Genomic DNA, 22,895 nt, shown 5'->3' on the forward strand with positions numbered 1-22,895 from the left:
GGTCATTGGCGATTCACCCGCCTCCCGGCACACTGTCGCCATGCTGAAACGATTCGCCCTCGCCGCCCTTCTCGTCGCCACCCCGCTCGCCGCGCAGGAAGAGGCAGCGCCAGCCACGGTGGACGTCGTGCTCGAAACCACGATGGGCGACATCGTCATCGCGCTGGAAACCGGGCGCGCGCCGATCACCGCGGGCAATTTCCTGCGCTACGTGGACGAGGGACGCTTCGACGGGACTGTTTTCTCCCGCGCCCTGCCGCTCGACTGGGGCGAGCAGCCCAACGGCCTTATCCAGGGCGGAACGCAGTGGGATCCGGCGCGCGTGCTGCCCGGCATCGCGCACGAGCCGACGACGCAGACCGGGCTCAGCCACGTGCGCGGGGCGGTGTCGATGGCGATGGGCGATCCCGGCACGGCCAACGGCGACTTCTCGATCATGCTGGGCGACCAGACCGGACTGGACGCCAACCCCGAGGCCGACGACCCCGTCTGGCGCAACGGCTATGCCGTGTTCGGCCGTGTCGTGGAGGGGATGGACGTGGTCGCCGCCATCCACGCCGCCCCGGTCGACCCGGCGAAGGGCGAGGGATGGATGCGCGGGCAGATGCTCGCCGACCCGGTCGTCATCGTCGACGCCCACCGGATGGAGTAGGATAAGGCGGAGGCGGGGAATCCCCGCGCCCTGGCCCGGAACCTATTGGAGAACCCGCTCCAGGATGACCAGCGGCGAACTGATGGCCGTAGCCAGCGACAGGATGTTCTCCAGCCGTCGGCGGCCCGGCGAATCGCCGACCATCACGATGTCGTTCGGGTAGACCGTGGGATCGGCGTAGTTGCCGCGTTGGATGCCTTGCAGATTGTAGACGCCGATGTAACGCTCGCCGTCCACGGTGCGGAACACCAGCACCTCGTCGCGCTTGGCGTATTCGTCCAAGCCGCCGCCCATCGCCACCGCTTCCATGAGTGTGACCGGACCTTCTATGGGCAAGCGGCCGGGCGAGGACACCTCTCCGCCGACGGTAACGTACTGCTGCGCCCGGCCCTTCAACCGCACGGTGACATTGGGGTCGAGCACGTAGGACTGGCGCAGACGGCTCTCCAGCTCGCGCGCCAGTTCCTCGGGCGTGCGACCCACTGCATTGACCGCGCCGATGAGCGGGTAATCGAAGGTGCCGTTGGCACCCACCTGCACCTCGCGGCTGAGATCCTCGACACCAAACAGATCGACCTGCAGCACGTCGAGCGGGCGCAGCTGCGCATCGGTGACGCTGGGTGCCAGGTCGGCCACGCCGGGCGTAGGCAAATCGGACACGGTTGCCACCTGCGTGTTCGGCGCACCGCCGACCGGCGGGGTGGAGGCGCAGGCTGCGAGCAGCGAGACTGCCGCCATCGCGATGATCTTGCGGAAGTTGAGCAAAGTCGGGACCCTTGATTGCTGCGCCGGACCGGTCAGCGGACCGGCGAGCGGACTGCCTATGCACCTCGTGCGGATTTCGCAACCGGTAACGCACGGCGGTGGCTGCGAAATGAACGCCGCGCCCATTGCGCCAGCATCGCTCGAGGTTTTTGCGTGTGGGTGTCCTGCACGTTCGGCTCCTCGGCCGGAGAGAGCTGGACGTGGGCGATCCCTGTCAGCACACCTCGGCGGTGTTCTCCGGGATCGGGCCGGGCGGCACGCGCGCCGGGTGCATCCAGAACGGGTCGCCGGTCAGCCGGTGGGTGGGCGCATAGGCCCGCGCCAGCAGCGCGTAGAGCGCGGGGTCGTAGGCGGCGAGATCGTCGTGGTTCAGCACGCGGCGTCCGTCCACCACCACCAGCTTGTTGCTGTCGAACCAGAACTGCGTACCCTCGGCCCAGTATTCCTGCACCGTCGTCATGGCGTATTCGTTGAACCACAACCGCTGTGCCCGCGCATCGGCATAGGCGGCCTCGACCTCGGCGTAGAGCGCCGGGTCCGCCGCCTGAATCGCAAAAAGCACGTTGTGGGCGAATTCGTGGACGAGGATCGTCTCGCCGTAATAGCGGCTGATCGGCAGGCCGAGCACGTCCTCCTCCGCCACCGCCGTTCGCTGCCCGCCGATCCCGCGCGCGCGGGCGTCCCAGTATTCGCGGTCGGTCAGGCGGCCGATGCGCTCGTCGTAATGGATGCGCTCGCAGCGGGTCAGGCGCGGATCGTCGCGCGCGGGCTTCCTCCAGCCGGCGTTCTCCGGCAGGTCGAGCAGCGCTTCCTCCAAGCCGATGACCGAGACGGTGTAATCCTGCCGGACCAGCTGGGCGGCGAGGTCGGGGCGATGCGCGAGCATATCGGCGATCATCGCACGCGATGCCGTCAGCGCCTCGTCCGAAACGCGGGCGCTGGAGCGGATCGGGATGCCGGCGGCCTCGACCTGCTTGGTGTAGAAAGGCTCGTCGCCGCTGGCGGGCTGCACCGTGGCACAGCCCGCCAGCATGACGGCGGACGCGATACGGACTGCTGCGGCGCGAAGCCTCAATACACCCGCTTCTTGGGCTCGATGTAGCTCACGTCGTCCGTCAGCGTGTACTCGTGCACGGGACGGTAATCGATGGTGACCTTGCCGCCGTTGCCGCCCCAGCCCTCGAACCAGGCCACGGTGTGCTTCATCCACTCCGCATCGTTACGGTCGGGGAAGTCCTCGTGCGCGTGGGCGCCGCGGCTTTCCTTGCGGTTCTCGGCGCTTGCCATGGTGACGTTGGCCTGGGCCATGAGGTTGTCGAGCTCCAGCGTCTCGATCAGGTCGCTGTTCCAGATCAGCGACTTGTCGGTGACGTGGATGTCCTCCATCCGCTTGTTGGTCGCCTCGAGCTGGCGCACGCCTTCGGCCATCAGCGCGCTGTCGCGGAAGACGGCGGCGTGCTTCTGCATGGTCTGCTGCATCTCGCGCCGGACCGCGGCGGTGGGCGAGCCTCCGCTCGCGTGGCGGAAATGGTCGAGCCGGCCGAGCGCGAAATCGGCGCTGTCCTTGGCGAGCTCGGGCTGCGAGGCGCCGGATTTCACGATGTCGCGCAGGCGGTGCCCGGTCGCGCGGCCGAAGACCACGAGATCGATCAGCGAGTTGGAGCCGAGGCGGTTCGCCCCATGGACCGAGACGCAGGCCGCCTCGCCCACGGCGAACAGGCCGGGCACGACGTGGTCCGGATTGCCGTCCGGCCCCAGCGTCACGACCTCGCCGTGATAGTTACACGGGATGCCGCCCATGTTGTAGTGCACCGTCGGGGTGACGGGCAGCGGCTGGCGGGTGAGGTCCACGCCGGCGAAGATCTTGCCGCTCTCGGTGATGCCGGGCAGCCGCTGGGCCAGTACCGCCGGGTCGATGTGGTCGAGGTGGAGGTAGATGTGGTCCTTCTCCGGACCCACGCCGCGCCCCTCGCGCATCTCCAGCGCCATCGAGCGGCTCACGACATCGCGGCTGGCGAGGTCCTTGGCGCTCGGCGCGTAGCGTTCCATGAACCGCTCGCCCTCGGAGTTGGTGAGGTATCCGCCCTCGCCCCGCGCGCCCTCGGTAATCAGCACGCCCGCGCCGTAGATGCCGGTTGGGTGGAACTGCACGAACTCCATGTCCTGCATCGGCAGCCCGGCGCGCAGCACCATGCCGCCACCATCGCCGGTGCAGGTGTGCGCGCTCGTCGCGGTGAAGTAGCAGCGGCCGTAGCCGCCCGTCGCCAGCACCACGGCCTGCGCGCGGAAGCGGTGGATGGTGCCGTCGTCGAGGCACATGGCGATGACGCCGACGCAGCGGCGGTCCGCCCCCTCGCCCGCCATGATGAGGTCGATGGCGAAGTATTCGATGAAGAAATCGGCGTCGTACTTCAGGCTCTGCTGGTAGAGCGCGTGGAGCATGGCGTGGCCGGTGCGGTCCGCCGCGGCGGCGGTGCGCTGCACGGGCGGGCCCTCGCCCATGTTCTGCATGTGCCCGCCGAAGGGGCGCTGGTAGATCGTGCCGTCCTCGTTGCGGCTGAAGGGCACACCCGCGTGCTCCAGCTCGTAGACCGCGGCGGGCGCCTCGCGCACCATGTATTCGATGGCGTCCTGGTCGCCCAGCCAGTCCGACCCCTTGACGGTGTCGTACATGTGCCAGGTCCAGTGATCGGGGCTGTTGTTGCCGAGCGAGGCGGCGATGCCGCCCTGCGCCGCCACGGTGTGGCTGCGGGTGGGGAAGACCTTGGTGATGCAGGCCGTGCGCAGGCCCGCCTCGGCGCTGCCCATCGTGGCGCGCAGGCCGCTTCCGCCCGCGCCCACCACGACCGTGTCGTAGGTGTGGTCGATGATCTTGTAGGCGGGCTGGGTACTGGTGGAGGTCTCGGTCATGTCACATGCCCCCTGCGGGCGCGGCGGGCGCCGGAGCGGGCGTTCCCGCCCCAGTCACCACCATGAAAAGGAAGAACAGCGCCGCCGCCGCGCCCACGAAGGTCGCGAGGTTCAGCGCCAGCATGACGGCGAAGCGGTTGCCCGCCGTGTGGACGTAATCCTCCACCAGCACCTGCAGGCCGAGCCGCGCGTGCCAGAAGGTGGAGACGATCATCAGCGCCATCATCAGCGCCGGGACGGGGCTCGCCAGCCAGCCGGTGACGGTGGCGTGGCTGAGATCCGGCAGCATGATCAGCGAAACGATGAGAAACAGCACGGTGACGAGGTTGCCGACCGCGGTGAATCTTTGGACCAGCCAGTGGTGCGCGCCGTGGTGCGAGGAGCCGAGACCGCGCACGCGGCCGATGGAGGTGCCGTGCCGCATGGTCAGATGCCCTTCTCGACGATGATGAACAGCCAGACGATCGCGGTCAGCACCACGCCGCTCGCCATCGACACCCACGACCACAGGCGGTTGCTCTCCAGCTCGTAGCCCGCGCCGGTATCGAGCACGAAGTGGCGGATGCCCGAGCTCGCGTGGTTGAAGAAGGCCCAGGTCAGCCCGATCAGCACCACGATGCCATACCAGCTGCCCGCATGGGCGGAGAAGGTGGCGTAGGCATCGGGCCCGCTGGCGAGCGCGCCCAGCCACCAGACCAGCACCGCGAGGCCGACCAGCGCCATCCCGTCGCCGGAGACTCGGTGGAGGATGGAGACGGCCATGTGCGGCCCCCATTTCCAGATGCTGAGATGCGGCGATAGCGGGCGGGTGGCCATGACAATTCCGTTGCTTTGCTAGGGTGCCCTCCCTCTAGCGATTGCTCGGCGCGAGGCAAGCGCGGCCTTTCGCCCATAACCCGGCCTCGCTATGGCGGGCGGCATGACCCATATTCTCGTCACCGGCACCAGCCGCGGCATCGGCCAGGCCATCGCCGACCAGCTTCGCGAGCGCGGCGCCCGCGTCGTCGGCCACGCCACCACCCAGATCGACGAGGAGACGGTGCCTGCCGACTTCTCCGACCCGCCCGCCCCGCAGGTGCTGTGGCAGGACGCGCTGGAGATGCTGGACGGCCGGATCGACGTGCTGGTCAACAACGCCGGCATGTTCGCCGCCAATCCGCTCGATGGCTCGGACATCGAATGGCTCGACAACTGGGAGGATACGCTGCGCATCAACCTGACGAGCGCCGCGCAGCTCAGCCGCTTCGCCGTGCGCCACTGGCAGGAGCGCGCCCAAAAGGGCGAAAAGGGCGGAGGCCGCCTCGTGCATATCGCCAGCCGCGCCGCCTATCGGGGCGACAGCCCGGCGCACTGGCACTATGCCGCGGCCAAGGCGGGCATGGTGGGCATGCACAAGTCCATCGCCCGGGGCTATGCCGCCGAGGGGATCCTCAGCTTCGCCATCACCCCGGGCTTCACCGACACCAGCATGGCGGACGACTATCTTGCCAGCCGGGGTGGCGCGGGGCTGCTCGCCGACATTCCGCTGGGCCGCGTGGCCGAGCCCGAGGAAATTGCCGACATCGCCGTCTTCTGCGCGCTCGACGCGCCCGCCAGCATGACCGGCGCGGTGATCGACGCCAACGGCGCGAGCTTCGTCAGGTGAGGCTTTCCTACAGGCAGCGCCGGACGCAAGGCGGCGGCCTTGGCGTGACCTGCGTTTTCCCGCCGAAACACGTGAAGTGTCAACTTCGCAAAACGGGTCTTACTGCATGATTTCGCTTCGTAAACATCGGCGACCGGCCATCGTCACGATGTCAACTTCGTCACCCGTGCTGGCGCTGCTCTCCGCCTGCGCTGTTGTGCCCGCCGAACCCGTGCTCACCCCCGCCAGTTTCGCGCAGAAGCAGGCCCGGTGCGAGGGCATCACCGACATGCAGGGGAGCTGGGTCGCGCCCGCGCCGCCGGTCCATGTCTTCGGCAACACCTACGACGTCGGCACCTGCGGCATCACCGCGCTGCTGGTGACCTCGCCCGACGGCCACGTCCTGCTCGACAGCGGTATGCCCGAAGCGGCGGACCTCGTGCTCGCCAACATCGCCGCGCTCGGCGCCGATCCGGCGGACGTGGAATGGGTGCTGTCCAGCCACGAACACCTCGACCATGTCGGCGCGACGGCGGAGATCCTGCGCCGCACAGGTGCCCGCGCCGCCGTGCTCGCCGCCGCCGCGCCGCAGATGGCAAGCGGCCAACCGCTCCCCGAAGACCCTCAGGCCGGCGGCATCCCGCCGTTCGAAGGCTTCCCCGTCGCCCGCGCCATGCAGGACGGCGAGACGCTGCGCGTCGGCTCCCTCGCCTTCACCGTCCACGCCAACCCGGCGCACACGCCCGGTTCGGCGAGCTGGACCTGGCGCAGTTGCGAGGACGGCGTGTGCCGCACGATGGCCTACGCCGATTCGCTCTCGACCCCCGCCGCCGAGGGCTACCGCTTCTCCGACCATCCGGACTACGTCGCGCAGGTCCGCCGCGGGTTCGCCGCCGTCGCCGCCCTGCCCTGCGACATCCTGCTGACACCCCATCCATCGCAAAGCGCGATGGACGAGCGCTTGGCTTCAGGCGATCTCGCCGTCCCGCAGGCCTGCGCCACCTACGCCCGCGGGGCCGAGGCCCGCTTCGATGCTCTCCTTGCCCGCGAGGCCGGGCGATGAGCTGGAAACTTTCCGCCATCGCCCCGCGCGAGATCGTCGAGGCCGCGCTCGAGCGCGCCGAGGGCTGGGACGAAGCGATCACCCTCGCCGGGTTCGAGGTCGATCCCGACGACGGTACGATCTGGCAGCTCGACGCCTATTGCGAGGACAAGCCCCGCAAGGCCCAGCGCGCCGCCGTGCTCACGCTGTTCGACGCCGATCCGCCCGAACTGAGCGCCGAGAAGCTGCCCGACGCTGACTGGGTGACCGAGAGCCAGCGCGGCGTCGAACCCATCCGGGCCGGCCGCTTCCACGTCCACACGCCCGAGCATCCGGCAAGCGACGAGCCGGGCGTCACCAGCTTCTGCATCCCCGCCGCGCAGGCCTTCGGCACCGGGCACCACGAAACGACGGCGGGCTGCCTCGCCATGCTGACCGCCATCCACGCCGCCGGGCTGCGCCCGCGCCACGTGGCCGACATCGGGACCGGCACGGGCCTGCTGGCCTTCGCCGCCATGGACCTGTGGCCCCGCGCCGTTGCCACGGCCAGCGACAACGATCCGGTCTGCGAGCCCGCCGTGCTGGAGAATGCCGCGCGCAATGGCGTCGCCATCGGTAAGGGACCGGGCGAGTTGACCATGCTCGTCGCAGACGGGATGGACAATCCCTTGCTCGAGGCCGCCGCGCCCTTCGACCTGCTGATCGCCAACATCCTCGCCGCGCCGCTGATCGAGATGGCCTGGGACTTCGCCGATGCCGTCGCCCCGCGCGGCTCTATCCTGCTGGCGGGCCTGCTCACCCGGCAGGAGGACGCGGTGAAGAACGCCTATCGCCGCGCGGGCTTCCGACTGCAGCGGCGCATCGTTTCGGGCGACTGGTCCATCCTGTGGCTGCGCCAGCGCTATCGCGGCTGACGAAGCGCGCGCTTCGGGCCACCCTGGGGCTGGCAGCCGGGCTGGCCCTGATCGTCGGCGGCTACCTGCTGGCGGGCTGGATCGGCAGTTCCCTGCCCGTCAACGGCCATTGGCGCGAGCCCGCCGAGGGGGTCGAGATCATGGTCGAGACCAACGGCATGCACACCGGCATCGTCGTGCCCGTCGCCAACGACATCAAGGACTGGCGCGAGACCTTTCCCAGCGCCGCCCGGATCGCGCCCTACTACGGCGAGATGCCCACCCACCTCGCCATCGGCTACGGCGAGCGCGAGGTCTTCACGGAGGTGCCGACCTGGGGCGACCTGACCGCCACCACCGCGCTGCGCATCGCCACGGTCGGCGGCGATGCCCTGATCCGCGTCAGTCCCTACGTCCGCCCCGCGCCCGGCCAGAACTACCGCCCCGTCACCATCAGCCGCGAGCAATACGCCCGCCTCGTCGCCGCGATCGAACGCCACCTGCCGCCTGCCGAGGGACTGCGCGAAGAGCTGCACGGCACCTTCGTGCTCGACAGCTATTACGAGGCGACGGGCGGCTATTCGATGGCCAACACCTGCAACACCTGGGTGGGCGCGCGGCTGGCCGAAGCGGGGCTGCCGATGGGCCGGTGGACGCCCTTGGCGGGCGGCGTGATGAAGTGGATCCCGGCCCCTCCCCCTGTCTCTCCGCTCGAAGATCGAAGCGACAAGAACCCACAATTATCAATCGGATAACTCGGACTGGCCGTTATGGCGCTCGCTTGGTCGATAGCCGGTATGCTCACCGGATAGGACGGGCGCGGCAACCGTAGGGTCCACAGGCGAAGCAGCGATTCCGCTAACGCCTCCAACAGGAGAGAACCCGATGTCGGCCCCCAAGAACCTGACCGATTGCTACACCCACGAACTGCAGGACAACTGGTCCGCCAACGACCAGATGGCGAAATGCGTGCGCGAGCTGGCGGATGCCACCAAGGACGACAAGCTCAAGCAGCGCCTCACCAAGAGCGCCGACGGCATCGACAAGCACACCGAAACGGTGAAGGGCCTGCTGGACGAATGCGGCGTCTCCGAAAAGGAGCACTGCAAGGGCATGGAAGGCCTGGTGAAAGAGGCCAAGAAGCACGCGCTGGAGGCCGAAATTTCCGACGACGACGTGCGCGATGTCGTCATCATCTCGCAGTACCAGCGCATGTGTCACTACGGCATCTGCGGCTTCGGCACCGCCAAGGCCTTTGCCGAGGCGCTGGGCAAGTCCGACCACGTCGCCAAGCTCGATGAAATCACCGCCGACTGCTACCAGGCCGACGAAAACATGAGCGAGCTCGCCGAGCGCAGCCAGAACCTGCAGGCCAAGGCATAAAGCCTCGCCCTCCGTCTTATCGGGAGCCGGAGCGCCAGACGGGCGTTCCGGCTCTCGTCGCATTCAGCCTTTACGGATCTTTCTCATGACCAAGACCCTGCTCATCACCGGTGCTTCCTCCGGCATCGGTGCCGCCACCGCCCGCGCAGCCGCCGAGGCGGGCTGGAACGTCGCTCTCCTCGCCCGCTCGCAGGACAAGCTCGACGCGCTTGTTGAGGAGATCGGCGAGGGTGCCATGGCCATCGCCTGCGACGTGACCGACCGCGACGCGGTGATGGGCGCGGTATCGCAGGCCGTGGAGCGATTCGGCGGGCTCGACGCGGTCTTCGCCAATGCCGGCAAGGGCGTGGACACGCCGGGTGTCGAGGACGGCGATCCCGCCGAGTGGCACGACATGATTCATCTCAACGTGATGGCCGTGCTCTACACCGCCCACGCCGCGCTCCCCGAGCTACGCAAGCGCAAGGGGCATTTCGTTGTGACGGGATCGAAGGCCGGGCGCGACCACCTGAAGGGCTCGATCTACGGCGCAACCAAGTGGTTCGTGCACGGCTTCGCCGGCAATCTTGCCGAAGAAATGCGCGAATGGGGCGGACGCTGCACCGTCATCTCGCCCGGCATGGTCGACACGCCCTTCTTCGACGAGGCCAAGCCCGGCAAGCTGCAGGCCGAGGACGTGGCTGCCGCAGTCGTCTTCGCGCTCTCGCAGCGCAAGACGAGCTGCGTGCGCGAAATCCACCTGATGCCGAACGACTAGGCGCCGAGCGCGGCGCTGACGAAGCGGTCGGTGCGGCTCGGGCAGCCATGATCGCGCGCCACTCCTGAAAGGCCGTCCAGCTGCGCGACGAGGCGGACCGCGCCATAGTCCGGGCACGGCGGCACGTGGACGGGTTCGGCGCGAAAGTCTGCCGAGGCGGCGATGGCGAGCATTTCGGCCACGTTCGCGGAGCGCGCCTGCCGCCAAGTGCCAGTTTCGGCGACAAGCCATTGCCCCCCGCGCTTCATCATGAGCGCCATCGACGGGGCGGGCGGAGGCGGGAACGGCTCGCCCGGCGGCGGGGGCACGGGAATGCCGCCATGGGCGCGAAAGGCAATCACGTGCTCGCGCGCATCTCGCGCCTCGCGCACCAGCGCCGCGCCATAGCGATCGCGCGCCGCCTCGAAGACGATCCGCTCGACATCGGCGGGATCGAGCTGACCAACCGGTCCGCCAGCGTCCGGCGGCAACGGTGCCTCGGTGACGCATCCGGCCAGCAGCAGGGCAGCGAGGAGAGGCAGGCGGCGCATGGCGGATCAAGTCACCGTACCCGTGCGCGGTTCCACGCCTTTTGACGAACGGCCGTTCAGCCTAGCTCGCGGCGGCGACGATTGCCGCCCAGCCCGCTTCGTCGATCACCTCGATGCCGAGCTCGGCGGCCTTCTTCAGTTTGCTGCCCGCGCCCGGCCCGGCGACCACGAGGTCGGTCTTCGCGCTGACCGAGCCGGCCGCCTTGGCACCCAGCCGCTCGGCCTGCGCCTTGGCTTCGTCGCGGCTCATGGTTTCGAGCTTGCCGGTGAAGACCACGGTCTTTCCCGCGACGGGGCTGTCGACCGTGGCGACCTCGTATCGGGGCGGCGTCACCTCGCCGAGCAGGTCGTCCCACACGGCGACGTTGTGATCCTCGTGGAAGAAATCGCCGAGCGCCTCGACCACCGCGCCGCCGATGCCGTCGATGGCGGTGAGTTCGGCCTCGGCCTGCGCATCTCCGGCACGCGCGGCCTCGGCAGCGGCGCGCAGGGCGGGAAGCTCGTGGAAATGCTTCATCAGGTCGCGGGCCGTCACCGCGCCGATGTGACGGATGCCCAGCCCGAAGAGCAGCCGCGCGGCATCCGGCGCGCGCTTGGCCTCGATGGATGCCAACAGGTTGTCCACAGACTTGTCCTGCCAGCCCTCGAGCGCGACAATCTCCGCCCGGCGCCGGCGGAGGCGGAAAATGTCCGCCGGGCTTTCCAGCCAGCCGAGCGCAAAGAAGTGGTCGATGGTCTTCTCCCCCAGCCCCTCGATGTCGAGCGCGGCACGGCTGACGAAATGTTTCAATCTTTCCGTACGTTGCGCCGGACAGATGAGACCGCCTGTGCAGCGCACGTCGACCTCGCCCTCCTCCGCCACGGCCTCGCTGCCGCACTCGGGGCAATGGTCGGGGAAAACGAAAGCGGGGCGATCCTCACCGCGCGTCAGGTTTTCCACCACCTGCGGGATTACGTCGCCCGCGCGCTGGATCACCACCCGGTCGCCCGGCCGCGCGCCAAGGCGGGCGATCTCGTCGCGGTTGTGCAGGGTCACGTTGGTGACCGTCACCCCGCCCACCAGCACCGGCGCGAGGCGGCCTACGGGGGTCAGCTTGCCGGTGCGGCCGACCTGGATGTCGATGGCCTCAAGCACGGTCTCGGCCCGCTCGGCGGGGAACTTGTGCGCCAGCGCCCAGCGCGGCGCCTTTGCGACGAAGCCCAGCCGCTGCTGCCAGTCGAGCCGGTCGACCTTGTAGACCACGCCGTCGATTTCGTACGGCAATTCAGCGCGTTGTGCGGCGATCTTGGCATAATGGACGAGCATGGACTCGACGCCTTCGACCCGCGCGAAGAGCGGACTGACGGGCAGGCCCCAGCTTGCGATGGCGCGCACGACCTCGGCCTGCGTTTCGCCCGGCACCTCGCTCGCCGCGCCCCAGCCGTGTGCCCAGAACCTGAGCGGCCGCGCGGCGGTGACGCTCGCGTCCTTCTGCCGCAGGGAGCCGGCCGCCGCGTTGCGCGGATTGGCGAACAGCTTGCCGCCCGCATCCGCTTGCGCCGCATTGAGCGCGGCAAAGTCCGCCTTGCTCATATACACCTCGCCGCGAATCTCGAACAGGTCTGGCACATTGCCCGCAAGTCGCTGCGGAATATCGGAAATATGCGCGACGTTGGCCGTCACGTTCTCGCCCGTGCTGCCGTCCCCGCGCGTGGCCGCCAGCACCAGCTCCCCCTTTTCGTAGCGCAGCGAGCAGGACAGGCCGTCGATCTTGTCCTCGGCGGTGAAGTCGACCGGCTCATCCTCGCCGAGCGACAGGAACCGCCGCACCCGCGCGACGAATTCGGCCACCTCCTCGTCCGAAAAGGCGTTGTCGAGGCTCATCATCCGCACCGCGTGCTGGACCTTGGAGAGCGGCGAGGCGCTTACCTCATGCCCCACCGCCTGCGACGGCGAATCCGCGCGCACCAGGTGCGGGAAAGCCGCTTCCAGCTCTGCGTTGCGGCGCACGAGCGCATCGTATTCCGCGTCCGAAATCTCCGGCGCGTCCTCTGCGTGATAAAGCCTGTTCGCCCGCGCGATGGCCTTTGCCAGCCGCATCAACTCGTTCGCGGCCTCGGCTTCCGTCAGTTCAGGCATGGGCTATTGCGCCATGATCTGCGGATCTGTGGTGAAGTGCCATTCGCCGCCGCGCCACTCGGCGGTCAACAGGTAACTCGGCGAGACCGCGCCGCGCACATTGTAGCTTGCATAGCCGGTGCAACGGGTGGCCGAGGGACAGGTGAATCCGTGGATCGTGTGCACCAGCGCGGGCTCCTCGGTCTCCCGGTCCATCCATCCTTCGGCGGTCGGCGTGCAGCGCGCAAACGGAGCGAGCTGCGGGAAGCGTGCGATCAGCGCAGTCTCGTCCTCCGGTGAAAGCGCCACCGCCTCCCGCCCTTCGTGCACCGCGGCGCAGACCGTGGGACGGTCGGTGATGTCGGCGGAGAAATAGCGCGCCAGCACGTGCTCCATCATGGCGAGCCGAGGCGCATCCTGCCGCGCGGCGAGCGACGGCAGCGCGCCGGGCTCGCCCCCGGGGGGCGTGACGACGCAGGCGGAAACAGCCAGCAGGCCGAGCGTCAGAAGCGATCTCATGAAATATCCTCCAGCAACCGATCCGCCTGAGCCCGCGCCTCGGGCGTGACCTCCGCGCCGCTCAGCATCCGGGCGATTTCCTCCTGCCGTCCGCCCTCGTCGAGCAACGCGACCGAGGTGCGGGTGACCGTGCCCTCGTTCGACTTGGCGATGAGGTAGTGCGTGCCGCCGCGCGCGGCGACCTGCGGGGAATGGGTGACAGCGAGCAGTTGTCCGCCGCTTGCCAGCCGCGCCAGACGCTCACCGATGGCGCTCGCCACCGCGCCGCCGACACCGCGGTCGATCTCGTCGAAGATGATCGTGGCGGCCCCGCCTTCCTCGGCCAGCGCCACCTTCAGCGCCAGGATGAAGCGGCTGAGCTCGCCGCCGCTGGCGATCTTGCCGAGCGGGGCGAAATCCGCGCCGGGATTGGTGGCGATGAGGAATTCGACCGCGTCCATGCCAGATGCGCCCCAGCGTTCCTCCGGCAATTCGCGAACCTCGGTGCGGAAGCGCGCCGCGTCCAGCTTGAGCGGCGCGAGTTCGGCCGCCACCGCCGCGTCGAGCCTTTCGCCCGCCGCCACGCGCGCCGCGTGCAAGGCCTCGGCCGCCGCGCGGTAGGCCTCGCCCGCCGCCAGTTCGGCGCGCTCGAGGTCGGCGATATCGGCATCGCCCTGTTCGATGGCGTCGAGCCGGGCGCGCAAGCTCTGCATCACCGCCGGCAGCTCGTCCACCTGCACCGAATGCTTGCGGGCCAGCGCGCGCAGTTCGAACAGGCGCGTCTCGATGCGGTCGAGTTCGAGTGGATCGTGCGTCAGCGCCTGCGCCGCGGCCTCCAGCTTTTCCTCCGCCTCCCCCGCCTCGATCACCGCGCGGTCGAGCGCGGCCAGAGCCTCCGCCAGCAGCGTGTGTTCCGGCGCGATGCGGTCGAGCTTGCGCGCCGCCGAACGCAGGCGGGCGAGCGGCGAATCCGATCCGTCCCAGACGAGGCGCAATTCCTCGAGGTCACCCTGCAGCTTCTCGCCCTTCTGCATATCGACCCGCGTGCCTGCGAGCGTCTCCTCCTCGCCCTCCTGCGGCTCGATGGCGGTCAGTTCGGCTAGGTGCGCGAGCAGCAGGTCTTCGTCCGCCTTGGCCTGCTCGATGGCCGTGCGCGCCGATGCCAGCGCCTCGCGCGTCTTGCGCCATGCCTCCCACGCCGCCGCCACCCCGACCGTGTCCGCCCCGGCGAAGCGATCGAGCAAGGCGCGGTGGCCGCGCGGATTGACGAGGCCGCGATCGTCATGCTGGCCGTGCAGTTCCACCAGCGATCCGGCGAGCTGGCGCAGCAGCGCGACGCCAACGGGCTGGTCGTTGACCCAAGCCTTCGATCCGCCGTCCGCCTTAAGTCGCCGCCGCACGATCAGCGCCTCGCCCGGCTCGACCTCCACCTCGGCAGCCGCCAGCGCATCGGCCACGGCGGCGGGCAGGCGATCGAACTCGAAACTGGCGGTAACGCTCGCCTGATCCTCGCCCGCGCGGACCAGCGCGCTGTCGGCCCGCTCGCCCAGCACCAGCCCCAGTGCGTCGAGCAGGATGGACTTGCCCGCCCCCGTCTCGCCCGTCAGCACGCCCAGCCCCGGCCCGAAGGCGAGGTCGAGCGCGTCGATCAGCACGATGTTCCGGATGGCGAGCGTAGTGAGCATGGGCGTTGCCTCCATGCAATAAGGCTCGGCCCGTCGCGGCGCAACGATGGCTCGTCGCTATTGGGTGGAGGAGTCGGAAATTGTTAAGGTTTATGTGGCGCAATGGGGGCGGAAGTTGAGGAGGGTCGTTTTCTCATGTCGGTGCTCACCATTCGTGCCCATCGCCGCTATGCCTTGCGGATGCCCGCGCGCCTGAAGGGCGAGGGGCGCAAGAGCGCGCCGTGCCTGCTGATCGAGCTGTCGCAGCAGGGTGCCCGGTTGAGCAATCTCGACCAGGTCGATTTTCGTCCCGGCGACAGCGTGCGATTGCTGACCGAGTGCGGCACCGAACTGGAATGCACGATCCGCTGGGCGCACGACGGGCGCGCGGGAGTGCGGCTGGAGCAATCGCTCCACGCCCCCGAACTCAGCGCGATGCTGGATACCTATCGGCGCGAGAACGCCGCGGCCTGAGGCTGACCGAAGCGGCCTAGCCGCCCACGCGCTCGGGCGTGTGCTCTTCCATCAGGCCGTAGGCACGCTCGTACCACTCGTTGCCCGGATAGTTGGCACCGAGCACGGCGGCATAGCGCTGCGCCTCTTCCGGCACGCCCAGCGCAAGGTTCGATTCGACCAGGCGATAGAGCGCCTCGGGCGCGTGGCTGGTGGTCTGGTAGTCCTCGATCACGTTCTGGAACCTGAGCGCGGAGGCGAGCCACTGGCCGGTGCGCTGGTAGAACCGCCCGATCTCCATCTCCTTGCCGGCGAGGTGATCGTTGACGAGGTCGATCTTGGCGCGCGCGTCGGCGGCGTAATCGGTGTTCGGATAGCGGCGGGTAATCTCGGTCAGCGCGCTGAGTGCCTGACGGGTGATCGCCTGGTCGCGCTCCACATCGCTGATCTGCTCGTAATAGCTCATGGCGATCAGGTAATAGGCGTAGGGCGCATCCTGGTTGCCGGGGTGGATCGAGAGGAAGCGCGTCGCCGCCTGGATCGATTCGTTGTAATCGCGATTGGCGTAATAGGCGAAGGCGCTCATCAACTGGGCGCGGCGGGCCCAGGGCGAATAGGGATGCTGGCGCTCCACCTCGTCGAACAGCGCAGCGGCCGTTTCGAGATCGCCGCGGTCGAGACGGTCCTTGGCAGCGCTATAGAGCGTCTCCACGTCGCGCGCGACATAGGCGAGGTCGTTGGAATTGGCCCCGCTGCCGCCGCCGCGCGCGCAACCCGTCAGGACCGTGGCGGAAGCCGCCGCAACAAGCGCAACGCGCATCGTCTTCGTCGAAATCATGGCAGGCCTATAGCTACCCGCGGGCTGAACGCCAAGTGAAGTCGGCATCTCGCGCTGCGCCTCTCCCCACTGGCGATCTGCGTCGCCGCTGCCTATAGACCGGCGCGATGGCAAAGGCCCTGTTCGAACTCAATCCCGCGCTCGACCGCGAAGCGCTTGCCGCCCGTTTCGCGCGCGACACGCGGTTGCAGATCGCCGACGTGCTGACACCCGAGACCGCGCGCGAGGTGCGCGACGTGCTGACGCGCGCCACGCCGTGGGGCATTGCCCTGCAGGCCGGAACACACGGCGAAGCGCGCACCTTCACGCCAGAGGCGATGCGCGATCCCGCCGTGCAGCAGCAGGCGCTGGCGATGGGCCAGGCGACCGACAAGGCCGCGGCGGGCGGCGACTATGCCTACCGCGCGCTGCGCTATTCGCTGGTGGAAAGCGTGCAGCAGGGCTGGGACCCTGATGGCCCGCACCAGATCCTGCTCGAACACCTGAATGCCGAGCCTTTCCTCGACCTGATGCGCGAGGTGACGGGCATTCCCGAACTCGCCAAGGCCGACGGCAGCGCCACCTGCTTCGCCCCGCAGCATTTCCTCGGCCGCCACATCGACAGCCACGTGGCCGAGGGCTGGCGCGTCGCCTACGTGCTAAACCTCACCATCGACGACTGGCACCCGGACTGGGGCGGCTACCTCGTGTTCTACGACGAAGCGGGCGACATTGTTCAGGGCTTTCGCCCGCTGTTCAACACGCTGAACCTGTTCGCCGTGCCGCAGAGCCACGCGGTCACCTATGTCCCGCCTTTCGCGCCGAAGGGCCGCTACGCGATCAGCGGCTGGCTGCGCGACCGGTGAGGCAGACAGGCGCGGTGTCGGCGGAGGCGGCGCAGGCCAACAGCGCCGGCAACGCCGCGATGAAGGCAGGCGACGCGGCAAGCGCCGCCAATCACTTTGCCCGTGCCACCGCGCTGGCGCCCGATGCCTTCGACTTTCGCCTGAACCACGCCATTGCGCTCAGCGCCGCGGGCCGCGCCGCCGATGCCCTGCGCGAAATGGAGCCGGTGGAGGCCGCGGGCATGGCCAGCGCCGTTTATTGCTCGACGCGCGGAACGGTGTCACGCGCGCTGGGCGACATGGCGGCGGCGGCGCTGTGGTACGACCGCGCCCTCGCCCTCGAACCCCATCGCCCGCGCGCGCTGCACGGCCGCGCGCGCACCGCGTTCGAGCGCGGCGAAGCCGATGCGCTGACCCGTTTCGACAGGGCGCTGGCGGTCAACCCCGGCGACCCCGATCTCTGGCTGGGCAAGGCACAGGCCATGGATGCCGCGGGCGATGCGGCAGGCGCGCGCGCATTGATGGAGCAGGTGGCGGAGCAGTTGCCGGGCTGGACCGAGGGTCTGCGGTTCCTTGCCCAGCTGAGGCTGGCGGCGGGGGAGGACGATTTTGCTGCGCACTTTGCGCGAGCGGCGCTGCGCGTGCCTGGCGATCCCGCCGTGCCAATCGAATGGGCGCGCGTCCTCTCCGGCCACGACCGCGACGAGGAAGCCGCCGAGGTCATGGCGCGCGCCAGCGCCGCCTTTCCCGACGACGCGCAATTGCGCCTCCTTCACGCAAGCTATCTTGGCGCGGCGGGCCACGATGAGGCCGCAGAGGCCTTGTTTGCCGCTCTGGCGCTGGAGAGCGAGACTCGGTTCATGCAGGAGGGCCGCCATGCCCTGCGGCGCGGGGAGCTCGACCGGGCGGAGCGTGTCCTTGCGCGCGCGCTGACGCTCGATCCGCGCATGATCGCCGCATGGGCGCTGCGCGATCTCGGCTGGCGCCTGTCGGGCGATCCGCGGCACGAGTGGCTCCACGGGCAGGAAGGCCTGATACGAATAGTGCCGCTTCCCGATGCCGAAACGGTTCTGCCGCCAGCCCTCCGCGTGCTCGACGCGCTGCACGATGCCTCGCCCTTCCCGCTCGGCCAGTCGCTGCGCGGGGGAACGCAGACACGCGGCATTCTTTTCCACCGCCAGGAACCCGAGCTCGCCGCCCTGCGTGACGCGATAACCGCGAGCGTCGAGGACTATCGCTGCCAGCTGCCCCCGGCCGATCCGGCCCACCCGCTGCTGTCGCGACGTGATGCCGGGTGGCAACTGGCCGGGTCCTGGTCGGTGCGGCTGGCGAACGGCGGCGATTACCATGCGCCGCACCTGCATCCGGAAGGCGTGGTTTCATCGGCGCTGTATCTCGTGCTGCCCGGTGACCTGGGCACGGGCGACGATCGCGCCGGCTGGATCGAGCTCGGTCGGCCTGCCCCCGACCTGCGCCTCGACCTTCCGCCCATCACCGCGCTGGAGCCGCGGGTCGGCCATCTCGCGCTGTTTCCCAGCACGCTCTACCACGGCACCCGCGCCTTTGCCCGCGGTCGGCGCATGACGGTTGCCTTCGACGTGACCTGACGGCATCATGCCTGTGGGATGACGACGGGGGATAATGGTCGCGCGGCTTGGAGCGCCTTCTGGGCCAATGGCGGCTCGGCGGGCTCCCGCTGCCTGCCCGGCGCGTCCCCGCCGATGCAATCCGCTCTTGGCCAAACCTGGGCCGGCTTCGCTCGCGGTCTGCCGCGCAAGGCGCGGGTGCTCGACATTGCCAGTGGCGACGGCTGCGTCATGGCCGACCTCTTGCGCGCGCGGTCCGACCTGAAGCCGGTGGGTATCGACCAGGCCAAGGCCCTGCCGCCCGCCCCGCGCGGCGCGAAGCTGCGCGGCGGGATCGAGATGGACGCCCTGCCCTTTCCCGACGCGAGTTTTGCCGCGGTCACCAGCCAGTTCGGGCTGGAATACGGCGAGGTGGACGCCGCCGCTCGCGAGATTGCGCGGGTCCTGCAACCCGGAGGCGTGGTTGGCCTCATCGTCCACCGCGAGGATTCGCTCATCGTCGCACATAACCGTGCCCGCGCCGAGGGCATCGCCTGGGCCATCGAGCAGGAAGCGCTGCCTGCCAAGGCGCTGGCGAGCCTGCGCCTGCGGCTGAGCGGCCTGACGATTATCCCGCCCGACGTCGCCAGCGGTCCCGAACGGGCGGCCCGCATGTTCGGGCCGGGATCCGCCGCGTGGGAAATCGCCGAGGCGACGAGGCGCGCGCTGGCTGGCGGTGCCCACGCCCATCCAGCCGAGGTGAGGGCGACGGTCGAGGAGATCGCCGTCCGGGGCCGTCACGAGCTAACCTGTATCGCCACTCTCTCGGCCGCCGCCGAACGATCGGGCACGGGCGAGCGCATGGTCGCGCATCTGGTCGAAGCAGGTCTGACAGCCGGCGAGTGCCGAGACCTCAGGGACGACCGCGCCGCCAAGCCATTCGCCAGCTTCCTGACCCTGCGCAAGCCCGGCTGACTCCCTTTCCAAAAATCCGGCAGGTTGTCGCGTCCTGTCAGCTCCAACGAAAAAGGGCGGGAGACCCGAAGGTCCCCCGCCCCTTTTTCCTGAGCGATGTCTCGCCCGGTCGTTCGCTTAGAAGCGGAAGTCGACCGAGACGAAGAAGTCGCGACCCAGCGTGTCGTAGACCGACGGGTAGGTGTTGGCCTGCTCCTGGTTGTCGCCCAGCAGCGTGCCGTTGTTGGTGTTGCTGACGATGATGCCATCGAACGTCGGCGTCATCGGCAGGGTGTCGAACACGTTGTTCACACCTGCAGTGAGGGTCACGTTCTCACGAATGTCGAACGCCGCGGTCAGGTCGATGAGATCGTAGGCCGGGATACGCTCCGAGCCGTTGAAATCGCCGTAATCGACGGTGGCATCGTCATCGTCGACCGCCGACAGGTGGCGCCAGCGGGTCGAGAAGGTGAGCGGACCGTCGATAAGCGTCGCACGGGCCGTCCACTTGAACGTCGGGGTCGGCTGGCCGCACGAGGCACCGAAGATGCCGGCACAGTCGAGCAGGTCCGAATCCGGGGTAGCCAGGAACGAGCTTTCCTCGGTCCAGGTACCCAGGAAGTTCAGGTTCAGGTCCGAAGAGCCGTTACCCAGCAGCGAGAACCCGAGGTCCATTCCGTAGTTGACCTGAAGGTCCACACCCGAAACCACGAACTCGGCGATGTTCTGACCGCCGAGAACCGGGGTGGCGTCCACGTCGATCGCGCCTTCGGCGTTACGGATGTTACCGAACGCGAAGAACGGATCGCAAAGCGGGTTCGCCCGATCCTGGAACTGGTCGAAGCAGAGGTCGAACGACTGCTGCAACGAGATCGTGGTGATGGCATCCTCGATCTTGATGTTGAAGTAGTCGGCCGTGACCGTCAGACCCGGAATGGCCTGCGGCTGCAGCACGACACCGAAGGTGTAGCTGTCCGAGGTTTCTTCCTGGAGGTTCGGGTTGCCGCCGAACAGCGCGGGGATCTGCGTGTTGGGCTGGATGATCGCCGCCCGGCCGAGGTTGGCAGCCGGAACACCGTTGGCGAGACACAGGTCACGCAGCGTGCCCGAGGTCGCATCCGGACGGCCGCACGGGTCGGTTGCGCCGGGGAAGCCGATGGCGGTTCCCTGGAACAGCTCGGCCACGTTGGGCGCGCGGATGGCGTGCTGGTACTGGCCGCGGAAGGTCACGTCCGGGATCGGCTGGAACTCGACGCCGCCGGCGTAGGTCCAGACGCCACCGATCTGCTCGAGCGAGTAGTCGGAGTAACGACCGGCGCCCGAAAGCTCGATGCGCATGCCGCTCTCGGTCTCGAACGGGACGTTGATCTCGGCGAAGACTTCCTTGACGTTGTACGAACCTTCGGTCGGGTCGCCGGCGTTGAAGCCGATGACGTCGCCCGAGGCCAGCGCGGTGTCAGGAATGAACTGCGAGGCAACCCGGCGATACTCGCCACCCAGCGCGAAGCCGACCGGCTCCGCCGCACCCAGGGCGAAGTCGCCCAGCGTGCCCGAGATCGCCGCGGAGGCGACTTCGAGGGTGGAGATGTCCGAGTTCTGCGCCAGGATCGAGATCTGGTCGACCATGTCCTGCGTCAGGCCACCTTCTTCGAAGATGTTGATCGTCGGAGCAGTGCCGTTGAGGCCGTTCTGGAAGGCCGAGCGCGAGATGTTACCGGCCTGGATGTTGGCATTACGCGTACGGTTGTACGTGTAATAGGCATCGTACTGCAGGTAATCGGTGATGTCGCCACGCATACCGGCCAGGACGCGGAAGGCGTTACGCTCGTCGAGCGAGTTACGCGAACCGGTTTCGAGCACACGGCGCTGGAGCGAGGCGCTGACCACGCCCGGAGCGGCACCGTTGAGCGGCGACAGGCCGGCGGCGATACGCGCGGCGTTGGCAGCGGTTTCACGCGCGTCCAGGGTCTGCAGCTGCTGGAACACGGCCGTGCTGACGAACGGCTGCACCGCGGCCAGGTTCACGTTGAACGTGCCGGTCACCGGAGTGGCGGCCAGTTCGGTCGCGACGCGGTTGTTGACGAAGGCCACCTCGGCATACGGAACCGCCCAGTCGGTGATCTCGTATTCGGCATAGCCACCCAGCAGGTAACGTTCCTGCGGGATCTGCAGGTAGTTCACCGGCGCATAGTTGTAGGTGTCGCCGGCGCGCGCACGTGCAGCACCATTGCCGACGTCGAAGATCGCGTCGTCGATGGTCAGACCACTGCCGAGCAGGAACGTGGTGCCGTTGACCGCAGTGCTGCCCGGCGCGTTGAACCGCAGGGCCGGCAGGGTCGAGGAACCGAACTGCTGCAGCGGCTCGCCGAAGGTTTCGCCACCGAGGGCAAAGTTCGAGAACTCGCGGTCGCCCTGGAAGATCGAGTCGCGGTTGTAGTATTCGCCGAAGACGGTGGCACGGCCACGACCGTCGGAGAAATCGGTGCCGATGGCGCCGTGGATTTCGTAACGGTCGCCGTCACCGCGATCGGTGATCGAGTACTGGCCACCGGCTTCGATGCCGTCGACGTGACGCAGACGGAAGTTGACGACGCCCGCGAGCGCGTCCGAACCGTAAACGGCCGAGGCACCGCCGGTTACGACGTCGACCGAGTCGATCAGGAACGAGGGGATGGTGTTGAGGTCGACCAGCTGCGAGGTATCGAAGAACATCCAGCGACGGCCGTTTACCAGGACCAGCGAGCGCGCGGCGCCCAGGCCGCGCAGGTTCAGCGTGGCGGTGCCGTTACCGGGGTTGTTCGAAGCCGAGGTAAGGCCCGGGACAACCTGCGGAAGCTGGTTGACGACGTTCTCGACGTTGACGGTGCCCGACAGCTCGAACTCGGCGTCGTCGACGACGGCGACGGGAGCGGCGGTTTCCGTGTTGCGGCGCTCGATACGCGAGCCGGTGACGACGATGCGATCTTCGGCGGCGGCGGGCTCGATCGACGGATCGGCCTGCGCCATCGCGGGCGCGGCGATCAGCGACCCGTAGATCACCGAACTGGCGAGCAACGCTGCCTTGGTCTTGGGAGTAAACATTCAAACGCTCCTGGTAAGAGTAGGAAACTGACTGGAAAGAGGCACCGGACGCCGCGAGCAATTACCCGTCGGCAGGGTCTGGCAACCAAACCCTCCTTCCTGACGCAGCCCCAAAGCACTTCGCCCTGTCACACACAATCGCAGACACGCCCGGTTTCAAACGAGACGATTACGTGTGACATTTTTGAAACAATCCCACGAGGCAGGCCGACAATGGCAGAACTGCGCGATTTCCGCTGATTTTGGCCGGATTGACTTTTATTTAGCCGACGGACCGCGTCCGATCACGAAGCGGCGAGGCTTCCGCCCAGACGGCCTTCATCCGGCTTGCGCGTGTTGAGTTGTTACCGATGCCACCAGGCCA

At 68.4% G+C, this 22,895-nt stretch carries 22 protein-coding genes; 11 read left to right on the plus strand and 11 right to left on the minus strand.

Going from position 1 to position 22,895, the window contains the following annotated elements:
* The first annotated feature begins 40 nt into the window (after nt 1-40).
* Nucleotides 41-652 carry a peptidylprolyl isomerase gene (locus AAW00_RS04790; RefSeq protein ID WP_047003121.1) on the plus strand — a complete coding sequence of 204 codons (612 nt, stop codon included), beginning with the start codon at nt 41-43 and terminating at the stop codon, nt 650-652.
* 42 nt (nt 653-694) lie between these two features.
* Here the strand turns inward: AAW00_RS04790 and AAW00_RS04795 are convergent, their stop codons facing one another.
* The 5 genes from AAW00_RS04795 to sdhC all read right to left on the minus strand — a co-directional run bounded on the left by AAW00_RS04795 (nt 695) and on the right by sdhC (nt 5,143).
* On the minus strand, nt 695-1,417 hold the full coding sequence (locus AAW00_RS04795; protein ID WP_052761763.1) for a polysaccharide biosynthesis/export family protein: 723 nt from the start codon (nt 1,415-1,417) through the stop codon (nt 695-697).
* A gap of 214 nt (nt 1,418-1,631) precedes the next feature.
* Nucleotides 1,632-2,492 carry a glycoside hydrolase gene (locus tag AAW00_RS04800; protein ID WP_241461625.1) on the minus strand — a complete coding sequence of 287 codons (861 nt, stop codon included), beginning with the start codon at nt 2,490-2,492 and terminating at the stop codon, nt 1,632-1,634.
* Entirely contained in the window at nt 2,489-4,327 is a 1,839-nt protein-coding gene (sdhA, locus tag AAW00_RS04805; RefSeq protein WP_047003123.1) for a succinate dehydrogenase flavoprotein subunit, read from the minus strand. The genes AAW00_RS04800 and sdhA overlap by 4 nt, the downstream gene beginning before the upstream one ends.
* A 1-nt stretch (nt 4,328) precedes the next feature.
* A complete protein-coding gene (gene sdhD / locus AAW00_RS04810; RefSeq protein WP_047003124.1) occupies nt 4,329-4,751 on the minus strand; it encodes a succinate dehydrogenase, hydrophobic membrane anchor protein in 423 nt (140 codons plus the stop codon).
* Between the two features lie 2 nt (nt 4,752-4,753).
* Complete coding sequence (sdhC, locus tag AAW00_RS04815; protein WP_047003125.1) at nt 4,754-5,143, minus strand: succinate dehydrogenase, cytochrome b556 subunit; 390 nt, start codon at nt 5,141-5,143, stop codon at nt 4,754-4,756.
* Nucleotides 5,144-5,246: 103 nt separating this feature from the next.
* On the opposite strand from sdhC, the gene AAW00_RS04820 reads away from it, so the two are divergent.
* The 6 genes from AAW00_RS04820 (at nt 5,247) to AAW00_RS04845 (ending at nt 10,026) form a co-directional block, all read left to right on the plus strand.
* Complete coding sequence (locus AAW00_RS04820; RefSeq protein WP_047003540.1) at nt 5,247-5,972, plus strand: SDR family NAD(P)-dependent oxidoreductase; 726 nt, start codon at nt 5,247-5,249, stop codon at nt 5,970-5,972.
* A 148-nt stretch (nt 5,973-6,120) separates the two neighbouring features.
* A complete protein-coding gene (bla, locus tag AAW00_RS04825; protein ID WP_047003126.1) occupies nt 6,121-7,014 on the plus strand; it encodes a subclass B3 metallo-beta-lactamase in 894 nt (297 codons plus the stop codon).
* Entirely contained in the window at nt 7,011-7,907 is an 897-nt protein-coding gene (locus AAW00_RS04830) for a 50S ribosomal protein L11 methyltransferase (protein ID WP_047003127.1), read from the plus strand. Before bla ends, AAW00_RS04830 begins: the two co-directional genes overlap by 4 nt.
* The gene (locus tag AAW00_RS04835; protein WP_082124913.1) at nt 7,880-8,641 is read left to right on the plus strand and encodes a DUF2459 domain-containing protein; all 762 of its coding nucleotides are present in this window, start codon (nt 7,880-7,882) and stop codon (nt 8,639-8,641) included. Before AAW00_RS04830 ends, AAW00_RS04835 begins: the two co-directional genes overlap by 28 nt.
* A gap of 130 nt (nt 8,642-8,771) precedes the next feature.
* On the plus strand, nt 8,772-9,269 hold the full coding sequence (locus AAW00_RS04840) for a YciE/YciF ferroxidase family protein (RefSeq protein ID WP_047003128.1): 498 nt from the start codon (nt 8,772-8,774) through the stop codon (nt 9,267-9,269).
* Between the two features lie 85 nt (nt 9,270-9,354).
* Nucleotides 9,355-10,026 (plus strand): SDR family oxidoreductase, encoded by a 672-nt coding sequence (locus AAW00_RS04845; protein WP_047003129.1) that lies wholly within the window; start codon nt 9,355-9,357, stop codon nt 10,024-10,026.
* Here the strand turns inward: AAW00_RS04845 and AAW00_RS04850 are convergent.
* The 4 genes from AAW00_RS04850 to recN all read right to left on the minus strand — a co-directional run bounded on the left by AAW00_RS04850 (nt 10,023) and on the right by recN (nt 14,837).
* Nucleotides 10,023-10,556, minus strand: a complete 534-nt coding sequence (locus AAW00_RS04850; protein ID WP_047003130.1) for a hypothetical protein — start codon at nt 10,554-10,556, stop codon at nt 10,023-10,025. The genes AAW00_RS04845 and AAW00_RS04850 overlap by 4 nt on opposite strands.
* 61 nt (nt 10,557-10,617) lie before the next feature.
* Nucleotides 10,618-12,675, minus strand: a complete 2,058-nt coding sequence (gene ligA / locus AAW00_RS04855) for an NAD-dependent DNA ligase LigA (protein ID WP_047003131.1) — start codon at nt 12,673-12,675, stop codon at nt 10,618-10,620.
* A 3-nt stretch (nt 12,676-12,678) separates the two neighbouring features.
* Nucleotides 12,679-13,173: a hypothetical protein gene (locus tag AAW00_RS04860; protein ID WP_047003132.1), complete on the minus strand. Its 495-nt coding sequence runs from the start codon at nt 13,171-13,173 to the stop codon at nt 12,679-12,681.
* A complete protein-coding gene (recN, locus tag AAW00_RS04865) occupies nt 13,170-14,837 on the minus strand; it encodes a DNA repair protein RecN (RefSeq protein ID WP_047003542.1) in 1,668 nt (555 codons plus the stop codon). The genes AAW00_RS04860 and recN overlap by 4 nt, the downstream gene beginning before the upstream one ends.
* Before the next feature lie 135 nt (nt 14,838-14,972).
* Here recN and AAW00_RS04870 point away from each other — a divergent pair, with 135 nt between their 5' ends.
* Entirely contained in the window at nt 14,973-15,290 is a 318-nt protein-coding gene (locus AAW00_RS04870) for a PilZ domain-containing protein (RefSeq protein WP_047003133.1), read from the plus strand.
* A 16-nt stretch (nt 15,291-15,306) separates the two neighbouring features.
* On the opposite strand, the gene AAW00_RS04875 is transcribed toward AAW00_RS04870, so the two are convergent.
* A complete protein-coding gene (locus tag AAW00_RS04875) occupies nt 15,307-16,107 on the minus strand; it encodes an outer membrane protein assembly factor BamD (protein WP_047003134.1) in 801 nt (266 codons plus the stop codon).
* 107 nt (nt 16,108-16,214) lie between these two features.
* Here AAW00_RS04875 and AAW00_RS04880 point away from each other — a divergent pair, with 107 nt between their 5' ends.
* From AAW00_RS04880 to AAW00_RS14210, 3 genes are all read left to right on the plus strand, one after another.
* A complete protein-coding gene (locus tag AAW00_RS04880; RefSeq protein ID WP_047003135.1) occupies nt 16,215-16,952 on the plus strand; it encodes a 2OG-Fe(II) oxygenase in 738 nt (245 codons plus the stop codon).
* Entirely contained in the window at nt 16,949-18,538 is a 1,590-nt protein-coding gene (locus AAW00_RS04885; protein WP_156169924.1) for a tetratricopeptide repeat protein, read from the plus strand. Before AAW00_RS04880 ends, AAW00_RS04885 begins: the two co-directional genes overlap by 4 nt.
* A 114-nt stretch (nt 18,539-18,652) precedes the next feature.
* Nucleotides 18,653-19,471 carry a class I SAM-dependent methyltransferase gene (locus AAW00_RS14210; protein ID WP_052761766.1) on the plus strand — a complete coding sequence of 273 codons (819 nt, stop codon included), beginning with the start codon at nt 18,653-18,655 and terminating at the stop codon, nt 19,469-19,471.
* A 117-nt stretch (nt 19,472-19,588) separates the two neighbouring features.
* Here the strand turns inward: AAW00_RS14210 and AAW00_RS04895 are convergent, their stop codons facing one another.
* The gene (locus AAW00_RS04895) at nt 19,589-22,531 is read right to left on the minus strand and encodes a TonB-dependent receptor domain-containing protein (RefSeq protein ID WP_047003136.1); all 2,943 of its coding nucleotides are present in this window, start codon (nt 22,529-22,531) and stop codon (nt 19,589-19,591) included.
* Nucleotides 22,532-22,895: the final 364 nt, after the last annotated feature.

Source organism: Aurantiacibacter luteus, from assembly GCF_001010945.1.
Taxonomy (GTDB): Bacteria; Pseudomonadota; Alphaproteobacteria; order Sphingomonadales; family Sphingomonadaceae; genus Alteraurantiacibacter; species Alteraurantiacibacter luteus.